This window comes from Blochmannia endosymbiont of Camponotus sp. (genome assembly GCF_023586085.1).
Taxonomy (GTDB): domain Bacteria; phylum Pseudomonadota; class Gammaproteobacteria; order Enterobacterales; family Enterobacteriaceae; genus Blochmanniella.
Genome location: NZ_CP097757.1, coordinates 70,608 through 89,955, shown reverse-complemented (window position 1 = coordinate 89,955; position 19,348 = coordinate 70,608). Strand labels below are relative to the sequence as shown.

At 33.5% G+C, this 19,348-nt stretch carries 10 protein-coding genes, 1 tRNA gene, 2 rRNA genes and 1 other RNA gene; 6 read left to right on the top strand and 8 right to left on the bottom strand.

Annotated features, from left to right (window positions below):
* Nucleotides 1-30 precede the first annotated feature (30 nt).
* Nucleotides 31-4,281: a DNA-directed RNA polymerase subunit beta' gene (rpoC, locus tag M9400_RS00350; protein ID WP_250232468.1), complete on the top strand. Its 4,251-nt coding sequence runs from the start codon at nt 31-33 to the stop codon at nt 4,279-4,281.
* Between the two features lie 550 nt (nt 4,282-4,831).
* On the opposite strand, the gene purH is transcribed toward rpoC, so the two are convergent.
* The gene (purH, locus tag M9400_RS00345) at nt 4,832-6,457 is read right to left on the bottom strand and encodes a bifunctional phosphoribosylaminoimidazolecarboxamide formyltransferase/IMP cyclohydrolase (RefSeq protein WP_250232467.1); all 1,626 of its coding nucleotides are present in this window, start codon (nt 6,455-6,457) and stop codon (nt 4,832-4,834) included.
* A 436-nt stretch (nt 6,458-6,893) separates the two neighbouring features.
* Here purH and M9400_RS00340 point away from each other — a divergent pair.
* The 3 genes from M9400_RS00340 (at nt 6,894) to M9400_RS00330 (ending at nt 11,839) form a co-directional block, all read left to right on the top strand.
* Nucleotides 6,894-8,460 (top strand): 16S ribosomal RNA (locus M9400_RS00340).
* 121 nt (nt 8,461-8,581) lie between these two features.
* Nucleotides 8,582-8,654 (top strand) — tRNA-Glu (locus tag M9400_RS00335).
* A gap of 203 nt (nt 8,655-8,857) precedes the next feature.
* Nucleotides 8,858-11,839: ribosomal RNA gene (locus tag M9400_RS00330) — 23S ribosomal RNA — on the top strand.
* Together the 16S and 23S rRNA genes with 1 tRNA gene alongside form the textbook arrangement of a ribosomal RNA operon.
* Nucleotides 11,840-11,898: 59 nt before the next feature.
* Here the strand turns inward: M9400_RS00330 and pssA are convergent.
* The 4 genes from pssA to smpB all read right to left on the bottom strand — a co-directional run bounded on the left by pssA (nt 11,899) and on the right by smpB (nt 15,327).
* Nucleotides 11,899-13,269, bottom strand: a complete 1,371-nt coding sequence (gene pssA / locus M9400_RS00325) for a CDP-diacylglycerol--serine O-phosphatidyltransferase (RefSeq protein WP_250232466.1) — start codon at nt 13,267-13,269, stop codon at nt 11,899-11,901.
* Nucleotides 13,270-13,733: 464 nt separating this feature from the next.
* Nucleotides 13,734-14,063, bottom strand: coding sequence for a DMT family transporter (locus M9400_RS00320; protein ID WP_250232465.1), 330 nt, complete (start codon nt 14,061-14,063; stop codon nt 13,734-13,736).
* A gap of 354 nt (nt 14,064-14,417) precedes the next feature.
* Nucleotides 14,418-14,810, bottom strand: a transfer-messenger RNA (tmRNA) gene (ssrA, locus tag M9400_RS00315).
* Between the two features lie 52 nt (nt 14,811-14,862).
* A complete protein-coding gene (gene smpB / locus M9400_RS00310; RefSeq protein WP_250232464.1) occupies nt 14,863-15,327 on the bottom strand; it encodes an SsrA-binding protein SmpB in 465 nt (154 codons plus the stop codon).
* A 164-nt stretch (nt 15,328-15,491) separates the two neighbouring features.
* Between smpB and M9400_RS00305 the strand changes: the two genes are divergently transcribed.
* Nucleotides 15,492-15,926, top strand: coding sequence for a type II toxin-antitoxin system RatA family toxin (locus M9400_RS00305; protein ID WP_250232463.1), 435 nt, complete (start codon nt 15,492-15,494; stop codon nt 15,924-15,926).
* Between the two features lie 117 nt (nt 15,927-16,043).
* On the opposite strand, the gene M9400_RS00300 is transcribed toward M9400_RS00305, so the two are convergent.
* Both M9400_RS00300 and nadK read right to left on the bottom strand, forming a co-directional pair.
* Nucleotides 16,044-16,340 (bottom strand): outer membrane protein assembly factor BamE, encoded by a 297-nt coding sequence (locus M9400_RS00300; protein WP_250232462.1) that lies wholly within the window; start codon nt 16,338-16,340, stop codon nt 16,044-16,046.
* 135 nt (nt 16,341-16,475) lie between these two features.
* Nucleotides 16,476-17,369, bottom strand: a complete 894-nt coding sequence (gene nadK / locus M9400_RS00295) for an NAD(+) kinase (protein WP_250232461.1) — start codon at nt 17,367-17,369, stop codon at nt 16,476-16,478.
* 130 nt (nt 17,370-17,499) lie between these two features.
* Between nadK and grpE the strand changes: the two genes are divergently transcribed.
* Nucleotides 17,500-18,090, top strand: a complete 591-nt coding sequence (gene grpE / locus M9400_RS00290) for a nucleotide exchange factor GrpE (RefSeq protein ID WP_250232460.1) — start codon at nt 17,500-17,502, stop codon at nt 18,088-18,090.
* Between the two features lie 385 nt (nt 18,091-18,475).
* Here grpE and ung read toward each other — a convergent pair whose 3' ends face one another.
* Nucleotides 18,476-19,156 carry a uracil-DNA glycosylase gene (gene ung / locus M9400_RS00285; RefSeq protein WP_250232459.1) on the bottom strand — a complete coding sequence of 227 codons (681 nt, stop codon included), beginning with the start codon at nt 19,154-19,156 and terminating at the stop codon, nt 18,476-18,478.
* Between the last annotated feature and the right edge of the window lie 192 nt (nt 19,157-19,348).

The following is a 19,348-nucleotide window of genomic DNA, read 5'->3' as shown; positions in this document are numbered from 1 at the left end:
CAACAAATATAACTCTAATAAAGGCTCTCCGTGAAAGATTTACTTAAATTTTTTAAGATGCAACATACTCAAATAGAAGAATTTAATGCGATTAAAATTGCGCTTGCTTCTCCAGATATGATTAGATCTTGGTCTTTTGGTGAAGTAAAAAAACCAGAAACTATTAATTACCGCACTTTCAAACCCGAACGAGACGGTTTATTTTGCGCACGAATTTTTGGTCCTATTAAAGACTATGAGTGTCTATGTGGTAAATATAAACGTCTAAAACATCGTGGAGTAGTCTGCGAAAAATGCGGAGTGGAAGTGACACAAAGCAAAGTACGACGAGAGCGTATGGGGCATATTGAATTAGCTTCTCCTACTGCCCATATTTGGTTTCTAAAATCATTACCATCACGTATTGGTTTATTACTAGATATGCCATTACGTGATATCGAACGTGTTCTGTATTTTGAATCCTATGTGGTAATCGAAAATGGTATGACTAGCCTTGAATGTCGCCAAATCTTAACCGAAGAGGAATATTTAGACGCATTAGAAGAATTTGGAGATGAATTCGAAGCAAAAATGGGCGCTGAAGCCATTCAAATTTTATTAAAAAATAAAAATTTAAAAAACGAATGCGAATTTCTACGAGAAATATTAGAAGACAGTAATTCTGAAACTAAACGTAAAAAAATAACAAAGCGTATAAAATTAATTGAAGCATTTATATATTCTGAAAATAAACCTGAATGGATGATTCTAAATGTATTGCCAGTACTTCCTCCAGATTTAAGACCACTAGTTCCATTAGATGGAGGACGTTTTGCTACTTCCGATTTAAATGATTTATATCGTCGTGTGATTAACAGAAATAACAGATTAAAACGATTATTAGATTTAGCCGCTCCAGAAATTATAGTACGTAACGAAAAAAGGATGCTTCAAGAAGCAGTAGATGCATTATTGGATAATGGACGTAGAGGTCGCGCAATTACTGGCTCTAATAAACGCCCTTTGAAATCTTTAGCTGATATGATTAAAGGTAAACAAGGTAGATTTCGTCAAAATCTTTTAGGGAAACGTGTTGATTATTCTGGCCGTTCGGTAATTACTGTTGGTCCTTATTTAAAATTACATCAATGTGGACTACCAAAAAAAATGGCTTTAGAGTTATTTAAACCATTTATTTATGGGAAATTAGAGTTACAGGGCTTTGCTAGCACTATCAAAGCTGCTAAGAAAATGGTAGATAGAGAAGAAGCAGTAGTATGGGATATTCTTGACAATGTAATTCGAGAACATCCAGTAATGTTAAACCGTGCTCCCACATTACATAGATTAGGAATTCAAGCTTTTGAACCGGTATTAGTAGAAGGAAAAGCTATTCAATTACATCCATTAGTCTGTGCTGCATATAATGCTGATTTTGACGGAGATCAAATGGCAGTACATGTGCCGTTAACACTAGAAGCTCAATTAGAAGCTAGAGCTTTAATGATGTCTACCAACAATATATTATCTCCTGCTAATGGAGAGCCCATTATTGTTCCATCTCAAGATGTAGTATTAGGTTTATACTATATGACACGCGAGCGTGCAAATTCTAAAGGAGAAGGAATGATATTAACTGGACCAAAAGAAGCAGAATGTCTATATCGTCTAGGTTTAGCTGAACTACATGCTCGCATTAAAATACGTATTACTGAATATGAATATGAAAAAAATGGAGAATGGTTAGAAAAAACAAATATTGTTAATAGTACAATAGGACGTGCTATTTTTTGGATGATTATACCCAAAGGACTGCCATTCATATTAGTCAATCAAGTATTAGGAAAAAAAGCTATATCTACAATGTTAAACAGTTGCTATCGTTTACTCGGGTTGAAAGCTACCGTTATATTGGCCGATCAAATCATGTATACTGGATTTGCATACGCTGCTCGTTCTGGAGCCTCTGTCGGTATTGATGATATGATTATTCCTTTGAAAAAAGCTGATATAATTGATGAAGCAGAATCTGAAGTAGCAGAAATACAAGAACAATTTCAGACTGGATTAGTTACAGCAGGTGAACGTTACAATAAAGTTATTGATATATGGGCTGCGGCTAATGAACGAGTGGCACAAGCAATGATGGATAATTTAGCCACCGAAACTGTAACAAATCGGAATGGACAAGTAGAAGTACAGGCATCATTTAATAATATTTTTATGATGGCAGACTCTGGAGCACGTGGGTCAGCAGCACAAATACGTCAACTTGCCGGTATGCGTGGTTTAATGGCAAAACCAGATGGATCTATTATTGAAACACCGATCACCGCAAATTTCCGGGAAGGACTAAATGTATTGCAGTATTTTATTTCTACACATGGAGCCCGTAAGGGATTAGCTGATACCGCTTTAAAAACGGCTAACTCTGGTTATTTAACACGGCGTCTAGTAGATGTAGCTCAAGATTTAGTAATTACACAAGATGATTGTAATACATTTTCCGGTATCATAATGAGTCCTGTCATTGAAGGAGGAGATGTAAAAGAACCCCTACGAGAGCGTGTATTAGGCCGAGTTTTAGCAGAAGATATTTTAGAATCTAATGAAGATACTAAAGTATTAATTAAACGTAATACTTTATTAAACGAACATTGGTGTGATGTTTTAGATGAACATTCAATTGATACTGTTAAAGTGCGATCTGTTGTAACCTGTGACACTGACTTTGGCGTATGTGCAAAATGTTATGGCCGAGATTTGGCTAGAGGTCAACTTGTAAATAAAGGAGAAGCAATTGGCGTCATTGCAGCTCAATCTATAGGTGAACCAGGTACACAATTAACAATGCGTACCTTTCATATCGGTGGAGCTGCCTCTAGATCTGCTTCAGAGTCAAGCATTCAAATTAAAAATAAAGGCACTGTTCACTTAAAAAATATTAAATCTGTAATAAATGGAGAAGGAAAATTAGTAATCACATCTCGTAACACCGAGCTTAAAATTATTGATCAATTTTCTCGTACTAAAGAAAGCTATAAAGTACCTTACGGTGCTATAATAACAAAAAAAAATGGAGAAGAAGTAACACATGGAGAAATAGTAGCTTATTGGGATCCGCATACTATGCCAGTAATTGCAGAAGTAAGTGGATTTGTTCAGTTTGTTGATATGGTAGATGGGCAAAGTATTGTTAAACAAACTGATGAGTTAACAGGATTAACCTCTATTGTAGTATTGGATACCTCTGAACGTGTAAGCGGGGCTAAAGATTTAAGACCCACATTAAAAATAGTCGATGTTAATGGTTACGATATTTTTCTTCCAAGCACAGATGTTCCGGTGCAATATTTTTTGCCTGGTAGAAGTGTGATTCAATTAGTTAATGGATCAAGAATTATTTGTGGAGATACATTAGCAAGATTACCACATGAAAGCGGTGGTACTAAAGATATTACTGGTGGGTTACCACGTGTTGCAGACCTATTCGAAGCACGTCGACCAAAAGAATCAGCAATTTTAGCAGAAATTAGCGGAACAATTTCTTTTGGAAAAGAAACAAAGGGAAAACGTCGCCTGATGATCTCCCCCATCAATGATAATGAAGATATTTATGAAGAAATGATTCCAAAATGGCGTCATCTTAATGTTTTTGAGGGTGAATACGTAGATCGAGGAGATATTATTTCTGACGGACCAGAATCTCCTCACGATATTTTGAGATTGCGTGGGGTACATGCAGTAACTCACTATATTGTCAATGAAGTGCAAGATGTTTATCGTTTGCAAGGAGTAAAAATTAATGATAAACATATAGAAGTCATTGTGCGGCAAATGCTACGTAAAGCTACTGTCATTCGATCAGGTAATTCTGATTTATTAGTAGGTGAACAAGTTGAATATTCACGTATTAGAATTGCTAACCGAAAACTAGAAAATGAAGGAAAAATAAAAATAAGTTTCATACGCAATTTATTAGGAATAACCAAGGCATCATTAGCTACAGAATCATTTATCTCTGCGGCATCTTTTCAAGAAACAACACGTGTATTAACCGAATCATCTGTAGCTGGGAAAAGGGATGAACTGCGTGGTCTTAAAGAAAACGTTATCGTTGGCAGACTAATTCCAGCCGGGACTGGTTACTCTTACCATCAAGAACGTATGCATCACCGTCGTCATCTCAATAATAAAAATAAAAATGAAATAGACAAGTCTAAAACAGCAACAAATATTTCTTCTCAAATTACAGCAGATGAAGCATCAGCAAACTTAACTGAATTGTTAAACGCTACATAAACTTTATAATTTTTAACTGTAATAAATAATTATACTAATACATAATAATTGTTATAGACTGAAAAATAATAAATCATACTAAATAATTAGTAATATATATAAAAAATATGATTTAGTATATTTTAAACACTTAAATATAAGTGACATAATTTTTAAATTTTTAAGATAAATACTTGACTGTATAAAGTCAGTATATAAAAATCTTATATCTGTAACCCCTATAAAATATAAATAAAAAATAAATAAATTAATCGTCACACCAACCAAAAAATAACTGATCTCTGAAACAGAGATCAGTTATTTTTTGATATAAATTATTTATAATATTAATAATATAATCTAAAGTAACGTACGCATTAATTAATCAAAACTATTCAAATAATACTTCAATGCAACATTAAAGCATATTTTGCCAATAACTCTTAAAATTAGTTTAATACAAATAAATATCACTACCAAATTTATATATGGTCATCTATATATAAATGCAAACCTTGCAACTAGTATTTATATGAAAAAATAAATCTTACTAAAATCGTATTTTGAAGAATTAATGCCTAAAATGACGGATACGTGTAAAAATCATCGAGATACCATATCTATCGGCAGTTTTAATAATTTCCTGATCCCGAATAGATCCTCCTGGTTGTATGATGCAATTAATACCTACTTTAGACGCGATACGTACAACATCAGGAAAAGGGAAAAAAGCATCAGAAGCCATCACTGATCCTTGAATATTCAGCATACTCTGTTCTTTAAAAGAAATAGCTATTTTTACCGCATGCACTCGATTCATTTGACCACTACCAATTCCGGTTGTTTGATAATTTTTGCCGCAAACAATTGCATTAGATTTAACAAACTTAACTATTTTCCAACAGAACAATGCATCTTTTACCTCTTCATCTGTTGGCTGACGAATAGTCACTGTTTCTAGACAATGTAAATCTGTCATAACATCATGATCTTGTATCAATAACCCTCCATTAATACGTTTAAAATCTATATCTGGTTTTCTCAAAGTCCACATACCGCATTCCAACACTCGTATGTGTTTTTTACCAGATAAAATTTCAAGACAATCTCGATCAATACTTGGCGCCACAATTGCTTCTACAAATTGTTGCTTAACGATTGTTTGAACTGTATTTTTATCTAAAGATCTATTGAAAGCAATAATTCCTCCAAATGCAGAAATAGGATCTGATTGATGAGCTTTAACATATGCTGAGCTGATTGTATTGGAAGTAGCAACCCCACATGGATTAGTATGTTTAACAATTACGCAAGTTGGTTTATCAAACATTTTTACGCATTCCAAAGCCGTATCCATATCTAAAACATTATTATAAGACAATGGTTTTCCTTGTAATTGACGAGCAGTAGCAACAGATCCTATTTGTTTCGCACATGTATCTACATAAAATGCTGCTCGTTGGTGCGGATTTTCTCCATAACGCATATCTTGTTTTTTGGTGAATTTAAGATTCATAAAAGTTAATTTTTTAGGAAAACGATGAGAAAGTTCATCATAATTATCCTCATCAGTCATGGTAACACAACGATTATTCCGTAGCTGATAACTAAAATAATCAGAAATTGTATTATCATATTCAGCAACATATTTAAATGCTTTTACAGCTAAATGAAAACGGGTCTTTAAGCTGAGCAGTCCATTACAGTGATTAATTTCGTCTAAAATTTTTTCATAATTATCACTATCAACTACAGTAACTACATTTCTATAATTTTTTGCAGCTGCTCTTACCATACTTGGACCACTAATATCAATATATTCTAATATTTCTTCTTCAGAACACGTTTTATTTTTCGTTAACAAATTATTAAACGAGTAAAAGTTAATCACTACCATATCAATTGGTTGAATATTATATTGCCTCATAATAGCATCATCTAATCCTCGCCTACCAAGAATTCCAGCATATATCTTATAATGTAACGTTTTAATACGTCCATTCATTATTTCAGGTAACTCAATATAATCAGAAATTTTAAATACTGGTAATCCAGCATCAGCTAATACTTGCGCCGTACCTCCAGTCGATAATAATTGAATGCCCCGTTCAGTTAATGATTGAGCAAATTCCAAAATGTTAGATTTATCAAATACACTAATTAACACACGACGAACGAACAATGATGATTGCGTCATAGTATCCTCATAACAACAAGTTAAACTACAATATTAATTGCAATTTTACAAATATTACACGCAATAACATAATTACAATAATATTATATATCATTTCCTAAAATCTTAAATTATTCAAATAATTTTAATATAATCATAAAAAATTAATTCAACCTCTTTAAATAATAACTATTAAATCATAGAAATAATATTAAATACTGTTGACATTAACTAAAATCAATGCTAATGATATATTTGTTTTGTTGTTGAAAATAATTTGAAGTATAATGTAACTGGAAATATAGTTCTTTAAAAATTAAATTTTAGATAATTTATGTGGGCATTTACGCAAGTATGAAAGATAGTATAATGTCATTTATAAAATGTAAAAAAGTTTGTTAATTGGTAGTTATGCTAAAAATTAATACGCTTGTTTATTATAAATGCGAACTGATTTAAATTGAAGAGTTTGATCATGGCTCAGATTGAACGCTGACGGTAAGCTTAACACATGCAAGTCGAGCGGCAGCAGGAGCAACTATTTTTGTTACTCTGATTGGCAAGCGGCGAACGGGTGAGTAAAGTCTGGGGATCTGCCCGGCAGAGGGGGATAACTATTGGAAACGATAGCTAATACCGCATGAAGTCATAAAGACCAAAATAGGGGACTTTGTATTTTGTTCGCAAAAAAAAGCCTTATGCTATCGGATGAACCCAGATAGGATTAGCTAGTAGGCGGGGTAATAGCCCACCTAGGCCACGATCCTTAGCTGGTCTGAGAGGACGATCAGCCACACTGGAACTGAGACACGGTCCAGACTCTTACGGGAGGCAGCAGTGGGGAATATTGCACAATGGGGGAAACCCTGATGCAGCTATACCGTGTGTGTGAAGAAGGCCTTCGGGTTGTAAAGCACTTTCAATGGGGAAGAATTTAATTTTGATAATACCAATTTTAATTGACGTTACCCATACAAGAAGCACCGGCTAACTCCGTGCCAGCAGCCGCGGTAATACGGAGGGTGCGAGCGTTAATCGGAATTACTGGGCGTAAAGCGTACGTAGGTGGTTTATCAAGTCAGATGTGAAATCCCTGAGCTCAACTTAGGAACTGCATTTGAAACTGGTAAGCTAGAGTTTCGTAGAGGGGGGTAGAATTCCAGGTGTAGCGGTGAAATGCGTAGAGATCTGGAGGAATACCAGTGGCGAAGGCGGCCCCCTAGACTAAAACTGACACTCAAGTACGAAAGCATGGGGAGCAAACAGGATTAGATACCCTGGTAGTCCATGCCGTAAACGATGTCGATTTGAAGGTTGCAGACTTGATCTGTGGCTTTCGAAGCTAACGCGTTAAATCGACCGCCTGGGGAGTACGACCGCAAGGTTAAAACTCAAATGAATTGACGGGGGCCCGCACAAGCGGTGGAGCATGTGGTTTAATTCGATGCAACACGAAGAACCTTACCTACTCTTGACATCCAAAGAATCGCATAGAAATATGAGAGTGCCTTCGGGAGCTTTGAGACAGGTGCTGCATGGCTGTCGTCAGCTCGTGTTGTGAAATGTTGGGTTAAGTCCCGCAACGAGCGCAACCCTTATCCTTTGTTGCCAACGAGTAAAGTCGGGAACTCAAAGGAGACTGCCGGTGATAAACCGGAGGAAGGTGAGGATGACGTCAAGTCATCATGGCCCTTATGAGTAGGGCTACAAACGTGCTACAATGGCGTATACAAAGAGAAGCAATCTCGCAAGAGCAAGCAAACCTCATAAAGTACGTCTTAGTCCGGATTGGAGTCTGCAACTCGACTCCATGAAGTCGGAATCGCTAGTAATCGTGGATCAGAATGTCACGGTGAATACGTTCCCGGGCCTTGTACACACCGCCCGTCACACCATGGAAGTGGGTTGCAAAAGAAGTAAGTAGTTTAACCTTCGGGAGGGCACTTACCACTTTGTGATTCATGACTGGGGTGAAGTCGTAACAAGGTAACCGTAGGGGAACCTGCGGTTGGATCACCTCCTTACTTATCAAAAGTAATATAAGCGAAATGCCCACATAGATTATCTAATGTTTTTAGAAGAGATATACCTAAAACATGTGATACATATCAAATTTTTATTTGGTTGCTTGTAACTAGAACTCAAGTCCCCTTCGTCTAGAGGTCTAGGACACTGCCCTTTCACGGCGGCAACAGGGGTTCGAAGCCCCTAGGGGACAATTTAATTTTTATAAATAAAAATTTGATTTTTTATTGTTCTTTAACAATTAGGATAAAACTTAAATCTTAAACTTTTTAATATATTAGAAATGAATAATATTATATTTAAGATTATTGATATAACACATATTAAGATGCATGTGTTCATATAGTAAATAAAATATAATTCATCTAATGAAACTAGAGGTCTGAGGATTGCGAAGTTAAGTAATTTAAGCGTACACGGTGAATGCCTTGGCAGTCAAAGGCGATGAAGGACGTGCTGATCTGCGAAAAGCATCGGTAAGCTGATGTGAAGCGATCGAACCGGTGATTTCCGAATGGGGAAACCTAATGCAAGATAAATTGTGCATTATCATTTAGTAAATTCATAGCTAAATGAAGCAAACCAGAGGAACTGAAACATCTTAGTACTCTGAGGAACAGAAATCAATTTGAGATTCCCTTAGTAGTGGCGAGCGAACAGGGAACAGCCCAGAGTTATATGGTACCACTTATATATTAAGAGAATAATTTGGAAAAATTAGCAATATAGAGTGATAGCCTCGTATCTGAAAATATATTAGTTATCGTAACTCAATGAGTAGGACGAAACACGTGATATTTTGTCTGAAGATGGGGGGACCATCCTCCAAGGCTAAATACTCTTGACTGACCGATAGTGAACCAGTACCGTGAGGGAAAGGCGAAAAGAACCCCGGCTAGGGGAGTGAAATAGAACCTGAAACCGTGTACGTACAAGCAGTAGGAGCACGAATTGTTATTTATTCGTGTGACTGCGTACCTTTTGTATAATGGGTCAGCGACTTATATTCTGTAGCAAGGTTAACTAAATAAGGGAGCCATAGGGAAACCGAGTCTTAACTGGGCGTTAAGTTGCAGGATATAGACCCGAAACCCGGTGATCTAACCATGAACAGGTTGAAAATTAGGTAACACTGATTGGAGGACCGAACCGACTAATGTTGAAAAATTAGCGGATGATTTGTGGTTAGGGGTGAAAGGCCAATCAAACCGGGAGATAGCTGGTTCTCCCCGAAAGCTATTTAGGTAGCGCCTCGTAAATTCATCTTTGGGGGTAGAGCACTGTTTCGACTAGGGGTCTTCCCAGACTACCAACTCGATGCAAACTACGAATACCAAAGAATGCTATTACGGGAGACACACGGCGGGTGCTAACATTCGTCGTGAAGAGGGAAACAACCCAGATCGCCAGCTAAGGTCCCTAAGTCATGATTAAGTGGGAAACGATGTGAGAAGGCTTAGACAGCCAGGATGTTGGCTTAGAAGCAGCCATCATTTAAAGAAAGCGTAATAGCTCACTGGTCGAGTCGGCTTGCGCGGAAGATGTAACGGGGCTAAATCATGCACCGAAGCTGCGGCAATACATATTTTATAATTTAATATTTTTCATAATTATATCAAATATAAAATTTTATTGGGTAGGGGAGCGTTCTGTAAGCCTGAGAAGGTGTGTTGTAAAACATGCTGGAGGTATCAGAAGTGCGAATGCTGACATAAGTAACGATAAAGCGGGTGAAAAACCCGCTCGCCGAAAAACTAAGGGTTCCTGTCCAACGTTAATCGGGGCAGGGTAAGTCGACCCCTAAGGTGAGGCCAACAGGCGTAGCTGATGGGAAACAGGTTAATATTCCTGTACTAGATGTAACTGCGATGGGGTGACGAAGAAAGCTAGGTTCTCCGAGGATCGGTAGTCTCGGTTTAAACGTGTAAGCGGAAAGATTAAGGAAAATCCATTCTTTCTAACGCTGAGGCGCTATGACGAGCCATTAAAATGGCGAAGGAATTAATGCTATACTTCCAGGAAAATCCTCTAAGCTTCAGGTTACATCTAATCGTACCATAAACCGACACAGGTGGTTAGGTAGAGAATACTCAGGCGCTTGAGAGAACTCGGGTGAAGGAACTAGGCAAAATAGTGCCGTAACTTCGGGAGAAGGCACGCTGGAATGTAAGTGAAAGAACAATAAAATATATTGCTTCTGAAGCTGAACCCAGTCGAAGATACCAGCTGGCTGCAACTGTTTATTAAAAACACAGCACTGTGCAAACACGAAAGTGGAAGTATACGGTGTGACGCCTGCCCGGTGCCGGAAGGTTAATTGAGAGGGTTATCTTTATAACAAAAGAAAAGCTTTTGATCGAAGCCTCGGTAAACGGCGGCCGTAACTATAACGGTCCTAAGGTAGCGAAATTCCTTGTCGGGTAAGTTCCGACCTGCACGAATGGCGTAATGATGGCCAGACTGTCTCCACCCGAGACTCAGTGAAATTGAATTCGCCGTGAAGATGCGGCGTACCCGCGGCAAGACGGAAAGACCCCGTGAACCTTTACTATAGCTTGATACTGAATTTTAAATATTGATGTGTAGGATAGGTGGGAGGCAATGAAGTAAAAGCGCTAGCTTTTATGGAGCCATCCTTGAAATACCACCCTTTGACATTTGATATTCTAACTTAGGTCCGTTATCCGGACCAAGGACAGTGTCTGGTGGGTAGTTTGACTGGGGCGGTCTCCTCCTAAAGAGTAACGGAGGAGCACAAAGGTTAGCTAATCACGGTTGGACATCGTGAGGTTAGTGCAAAGGCATAAGCTAGCTTAACTGCGAGAGTGACGATTCGAGCAGATGCGAAAGCAGGTCTTAGTGATCCGGTGGTTCTGAATGGAAAGGCCATCGCTCAACGGATAAAAGGTACTCCGGGGATAACAGGCTAATACCGCCCAAGAGTTCATATCGACGGCGGTGTTTGGCACCTCGATGTCGGCTCATCACATCCTGGGGCTGCAGTAGGTCCCAAGGGTATGGCTGTTCGCCATTTAAAGTGGTACGCGAGCTGGGTTTAGAACGTCGTGAGACAGTTCGGTCCCTATCTGCCGTGGGCGTTGGAAGATTGAGAGGGGCTGCTCCTAGTACGAGAGGACCGGAGTGGACGCACCGCTGGTGTTCGGGTTGTCATGCCAATGGCATTGCCCGGTAGCTATGTGCGGAAAAGATAACCGCTGAAAGCATATAAGCGGGAAACTTGCCTCAAGATGAGTCTTCCCTGAGGATTAAAAAGTCCTCCTAAAGGGACGTTAAAGACGATGACGTTGATAGGTCGGGTGTATAAGCACTGTGAAGTGTTAAGCTAACCGATACTAATGACCCGTGAGAACTTAACTTCGCAATACCTGAGACCTCTGTAATATATGAGAAACCTTATATTTAAAAAAGACGTTCCTCTACAAAATACGATTAATTAATCGATCAAACCTAAGTTTACAAATTTTATTAAGAAACTGTCCCACCTTTTCCGGATAATGAGAGATATGTTGTAGCGACGTATAATGAATAATAGGGCTAGTATGCATACGAATAGTATTTAATTCTTTATTATTTTGATTCAACAACATTTTACATGGATCATGTATAAGTAAAGCATTCTCCAAATCAAACCTTAAAGATCTTGGATTTAAATTGTTTCCAGTAAGTAACTGCCATTCATCATCCACCCAAATACCTTTAACATGATACCCATTATCACCTTCTTTCCACATCCGTACTATTAATTGTTTATTATCAATATAGTTCTGCAATTTCTTCAAAAAATAACGCAAATTCAGTTCGTATAAATACGGTAAAACACTAATTAATGTAAACGGTTTACTAGAAGGAATATAAAAATCATTAGCGATTTTATCTCCTACAATAATTTCTATATTCTTTCCTTTATGTAACAAATAAATTAAAGTATTTACTAATATATTTGGCATATTAAAATATGGAGTACATAGTATAATTTTATTTTTTGATGAACAAATTAAATGATAAATCGCTTGATTGAGCTCACTATTTTTACCTAAACCAACTAACGGAGCTATTGCCAACTCATTATACGTCGCATTACCTTGATAAGAATAACAAACTCTTCGTAAATTACGACGTAATAAACGAATATCATTTCTCCTATATTTATTCAATTTTTTACTTAAAGAACTTTCACACCCTAATTTATTAATTACCCTTGAAGATAATAATTCTTTATCAATATAATCCAACATGATATTCGATAATTGACGATTACGTATTATATGATATCGATCATATCGATACTTAGTATTTACATGTAAATACTCATCACTCAAACTAGCTCCGCTATATAATATTTGATCATCAATAATAAATCCCTTCAAATGAAGCACCCCTAATACCTCATTTATATTAATTGGTATGCCATATATGGCAATCTCAGTATTAGGATATTTATTTACAAGATCTACATACCAATCAACATTTGTATATTCTTTAGATGAACCAATACGACTTCTCTTAGCACGATGCCAATCCACTAAAATCCTAATTTTTATTTTTGGACGAATTTGCTTTACTCGAAATAGAGCATCAATAATCCTTTTACCACCTTGATCACCCTCTAAATACAGTGCTACTAAACAAATATGATTACATGCTCTAGAAATAGCGTACAATAATTCACTACTAAACTCTTTAGGACTATACAAAATCTTAAAATAATCCATTCTTTGAACAATTTTAGGTAATCTTATAAGAAATTCTTTATGATCATCAAACTTATTTAAAATATTAAATTTCATTTTTTATCATAATCAACATAAACTTTCTATCTCAAATTATAATAACTAATGCTCAAATATAATTAACAATATAAACTAACACAGAAAAAATAACCCAACATATAAATTCCCACAATATTTTAATCTTTTTAAAACAAAAATTTTTAAATAATTAAAAATACAACAATAAATTTCACTACATTCAATTACCAACACTATATCACAGTAATACGTATATAATCCATAAAAATCAGAATAACAACTTAATGAAAATATAAAGTTCTAAAATAACATTTCCACAAATAAAATAACTATAACTTTCAATAAATTACAACAAATATTAATAACACTACCTGTATTTAAGATAAACAAAAAACACTTTAATACCAACAAAAATTATTTCAAATAAAAATAAAATATTTAAATTATATAGAAATACATAAATAAAAATATAACTTTTACAATAAAACATTAATTATACTTAATTAATGTTTTATTGTTCTAGAAAATACATTAATTAATACAACACCAACAATAATAAAAGTAATACCAATAATAGCTAAACTATCCAACCTTTGATCATAAAACAAATATCCTACTACAGTAATAAATATAATCCCAAGACCAGCCCAACAAGAATATGCAATACCCATGGGTATTGTTTGTAATACTAAAGATAACAATATAAAAGAAAGTACGTAACCAATCACTACCACAATAGAAGGATATAATTTACTAAATCCTTCAGATGCTTTTAAAGAAGCAGTGGCAACAACTTCCGAAAGAATAGCAACAAATAAATATAAATAATCCATACAATTTTTCTTAAAAATTTCTTAATTTAATTTTTTTAAACAATAGATATTCTTGTTATCAAATAATTAAATTTTAAACAAGAAAACAAACATTATCTTTCCAGATAAAATTTTGAATGGTACAATAAGGAAAATATATAATATATTTATTAAATCAGTGAGCACAGAAACAACTCTAAAATCCTTACATCACTTTATTACAACCACCTTACCCAAACCAAAATATCAGTGTAGCATAAATCCAAACTTATTACCTTTAATAATAAAAACGATAACGAATCTGCTTATAAATTCCTCTTCTTGCATAATTGATTATTTAATTGGATCTAACCAAATTAAAATTTTTTACATCTTTGGTGGAGCTGGCGGGATTTGAACCCGCGTCCAGAATTCAAATTATTCTCAGTTACCTACATGCTTAGGTCTCGAATTTTATTTAATCGATTTAGATATATCAAGACCAATCACTAAACCCACTAGCTTTCTACAAGACTTGACGCTAAGCCAAAAGCAAGCTTTCACGTGCACTCTTATTTATATGACCTCTCCTTCCTATTTTATATTTAAGAGTAAATATTAAATATGAGAGGGAACCTTCAGTTTATCACTCTGATTTAAGCTGCCAAAGCAACAGATTCATTACGTGTACTATTTGCAGTTATTTTTGTGAGGCTGTTTTACGAGGCCTACCTCACCTCGGCATGCACTTTAAATATAAGATATCCCGTCGACTCCTAAATCAGCCCCGCCCTAAACAAAGACGATTATAACATAAAATAATGCATGTACAAAACATTATTTATTTTATATACTTTAAAATATTTACTTTTTCTTTCTTCCATGTATGCGCATCTATTATATCTCTTTTGTCATATTTTTTTTTACCTTTAGCAATTCCGATATTTATTTTAATCCAAGCATGCCTCCAATACAAATCTAAAACAACTATAGTATAACCTTTTTGTTTAACCGTCTCCATCAAAAATAATAATTCATTTTTTTTTAATAATAACTTACGTATACGAGCCGCATTATAAACTTTATTATAAAATTGAGTTACGTTTGTCTGGAATATAGAATTATAAATATACGCCTCTTTATTATCAAAAGATATATAGCTATTATCAATAGTTACCATATTAGAACGCGCCGATTTTACTTCCCATCCTAACAATACAATTCCAGCTTCAATTTTTTTTTCAATAAAATATTCATAATATGCATGCTTATTTTGAGTAATTTTTTTTAAAATTAATTCCTTCATAACATAATTTTCATAAAAGATATTACTTTTAATTTTATTATTTGAAAATAAACATAGTACCAATATAATGTATCATATATATGAAAACATAATTGTTGTATTTTTACATAAATTAATATATATACAAAGATAAAAATTATTAAAAATAAACAAATAAAATAAATATGTATCACGTGAAATTTTTTACCTCAGTTCCTTATAGCGTAGAACAAATGTTTTATTTAGTAAATGATATTAATTCTTATACTCAATTTATCCCTGGATGTAACGTCAGTAAAATTTTAGAACAAAAAAATAACGAATTAATTGCTGAAATGAATCTAGTTACGAATGGAATAGTTAAATCATTAGTAACTCATAACTTTTTTATAAAAAATAAAAGCATAATGATCGTTTTAGTAAAAGGACCATTTAAATCATTTTATGGTTACTGGAAATTTGTTCCTATTACTTCCGCTATCAGCAGAATCGAATATGTTTCTTATTATGAATTTAAATCAATATTTATTGAAAAATTTTTTAATCATATTTTTAAAAAAAAATATAAAAATATAATTAAATCATTCGTTTCCAGAGCAAATAAAATGTACGGTATATAATGTATTTTACAACGTAAAATAAAAAAGTATTCATATTTACGTTTATTAATTTCAATACTTATTTTGATATGAGAACCGTAAAATTTCACTAAAAACTAATGATCTTATCATTAAATTTTAAACTATTACTTCTTTATTAATAGTTACTAAAACATCGTTAATATCGAACTTTAATGCTAAAATTTGATGCTTTATTATTTTATTTCCGGTACGGTGATAAAAAATATAATACCATATATTTGGTTCTAACAAACCTTGCAATGTTGGAGCTCCAATACTAGAAGATACATCGAATTTCGTCATACCAAGACAAATTCTGTTTATTTCACACTCAGGCAAATAATTACCTTGCTTTACATCAAAATATTTAGGCGTATACTGCTGTAGCAGTGTGCAACTTATACTACACACCATCGTTACCACAATAACGATGGTGTGTAGTATAATATGAAATACCTTCAAACACATAATTTTCTATCCAATTTATTCCATAGTTAAAATTATTAAAAAATAAATATTCCATCTAGCTACTATCCAGTTATAGTGCTACTACTTTTCTGTTTCAGAAATATTTTTTGACCAACCAAGCTTGATATTCAATGTTTTAAAATAGTTATAGTTATTAGGGTGAATTAAATCAAGATAACGATTACTACGTTGAATAAAAATCTCTTCTTCTTTACCTATAAAAATAGGAATTTGATTATCACAGCCAATTTTCAATTCAGACGTAACTTTAGAGAAGTTTAAACGAATAATGCTTTTGCTATTAATCACAACCGGACGAGACGATAGGGTATGAGGACATATTGGCACTAATATAATAGCATCTACCATTGGACTAAGAATGGGTCCTCCAGCAGATAAAGCATATGCGGTCGATCCAGTTGGGGTAGAAATAATTAACCCATCAGATCTCTGGGAAAAAACAAAATTATTATCGATGTATAGCTCAAACTCAATCATGCGTCTAATTGTATTAGTATGTAAAATAACTTCATTAATAGCACTACCTAACCTAGTAATATTGCTACAGCGTTGTACTGTTACATCCAATAAAAAGCGCTTTTCATTAATAAAATGACCGGATAAAACCTCAGACAATTCCATTAACGCTGAATTAGGATCTAAATCAGTAAGAAATCCAAGAGTCCCACGATTAATACCAATAACTTTAATATCATACTGTGCTAAAATATTAGCAGCTCTTAGCATATTTCCATCTCCACCTATAACTATAGCTAAATCCGCATAATTACCTATATCATTCAAATCACCTACAACTGATTTTTGCATATTTAATAAACTAGCTGCGTGATGTTCAATGATCACTGTAATCCCTTTATCATGCAGCCAACGATATAAAATCTCATATGTATGTATGGCTTTCGGATAACGAGAGTATCCTATAATACCAATGGTACTAAAAATAGAAGAAGTCATGTTATTATGAATCCTTTCTGTTTTTGTTGTAATTTTTTATTCATCACAAATGATACCTTGAATACCTGTTATTCATCCTTATAATAACTGAATTATAAAATATATAATTAATAAACAGAGGATAAAATTTATGATAGACAACAATATAAAAAACAATATTAACGAACATATCTCACAGGATAAAAAAATAGAAAAAGAAGAACTATTAGAATCTAATTCTACAGCAGATAATATTATTGATCCAAAAAATGATCAAATTGTTAAACTAAAAATCAAATTAGCTCAACTTCAAGAACATGAACGTGATACCGTACTACGTCTAACAGCTGAAATAGAAAATATTCGTAGGCGTAATACCCAAGAAATAGAAAAAATCCATAAATTTGGATTGGAACGGTTCATATTTGAATTACTACCAGTCATTGATAATTTAGAACGTACATTGAATATTTCGGATCATTCTAATACTTCATTATCTCCTATAATAGAAGGAATTGAACTAACATTAAAATCGTTTTTAGATACTGTATACAAATTCGGACTAGAATCTATACACGAAATTTATGTTCCATTTGATCCTGAAATACATCAAGCAATATCTATGATAGAATCTGAAGATCAAAAACCAAATCAAGTATTAACAATTATTCAAAAAGGATATATTCTTAATGGTAGATTAATTAGACCTGCTATGGTTACAGTATCAAAAGATAAATGCTAAATATTGTGTGTATAGAAACACTTAATAAACCAGAGATAATTATATATCTACTGATGCTGTTATTAAATAACAATTATACAACAATTGATGCCCTGATTGGAAAATTATCATATTATGTAGTATACAAATAATTTTCATAAACATTAATATAATTGTAATAACCGTTGAACTAAATTAACAGTGAAATATCGGTTCTAGGTCATTCATGTTATACATAATCTTGTACGGTATATAGTAAGCTATTGCTTTAAAAATTATTTATTAGTTAAAACAAATAAACAAATATTTCAAAACACAAAATAAAAAATAATTAAAACTACATAATAACACCATGCAATTATAGTATTTAAATACCTTTGAGAATATTTTCAATGTTTATTAAATTTCAGTCACCTATTTTAGGTTGCCAATTAATAATCTGTTTATCTTGTTGCATTAAAAACATATTAGCTCTAGAAAAATGCCGGCATCCTAAAAACCCATACTGAGCTGATATAGGTGAAGGATGTGATGCAGTTAAAATATAATGTTTTTTTTTATTAATTATATTCCCTTTTTTTTGAGCATATCGCCCCCATAACATAAATACAATTTTTTCTTTATAAATGCTAAGTATATGTATTACTTTATCTGTAAATAATTCCCATCCAATATGAGCGTGAGAATAACTTTTTCCTGCTTCAACAGTCAAAACACTATTCAATAACAATACCCCTTCATTTGCCCAATTTTTCAAACAACCATGATTTGGTATAATAAAATCGGGTATATCAGACACGAGTTCTTTATAAATATTTCTTAAAGAAGGAGGTATTAAAACACCAGGTAATACAGAAAACGCAAGCCCATGCGCTTGATTTGGTCCATGATAAGGATCTTGCCCTATAATAACAACTTTAACAGATTCAAAACTAGTAAAACGAAACGCATTAAAAATATCTTTTTGTTTTGGATAATAAACGATTCCTTTCTTTTTCTGTTCTTCTAAATAAGACAATATATTCTTAAAATATGATAATTTTTTTTCTTCTGATAAAAAATATCGCCAAGTTAATCCTTTCATCACATTATGCTACTATCCGAACAATTTTTATTTATAATCTCAATATTATTGATTAATAAACATTCACAATATTAAATAAATAGAAATTTCACACGTAATAAAATACTCCTAATATTATAAAAACTTTAATAAACAACACTTGAATTGTGGCATTATACATAGTTATGGCATAACCAAATTATTGATATTTAAGTA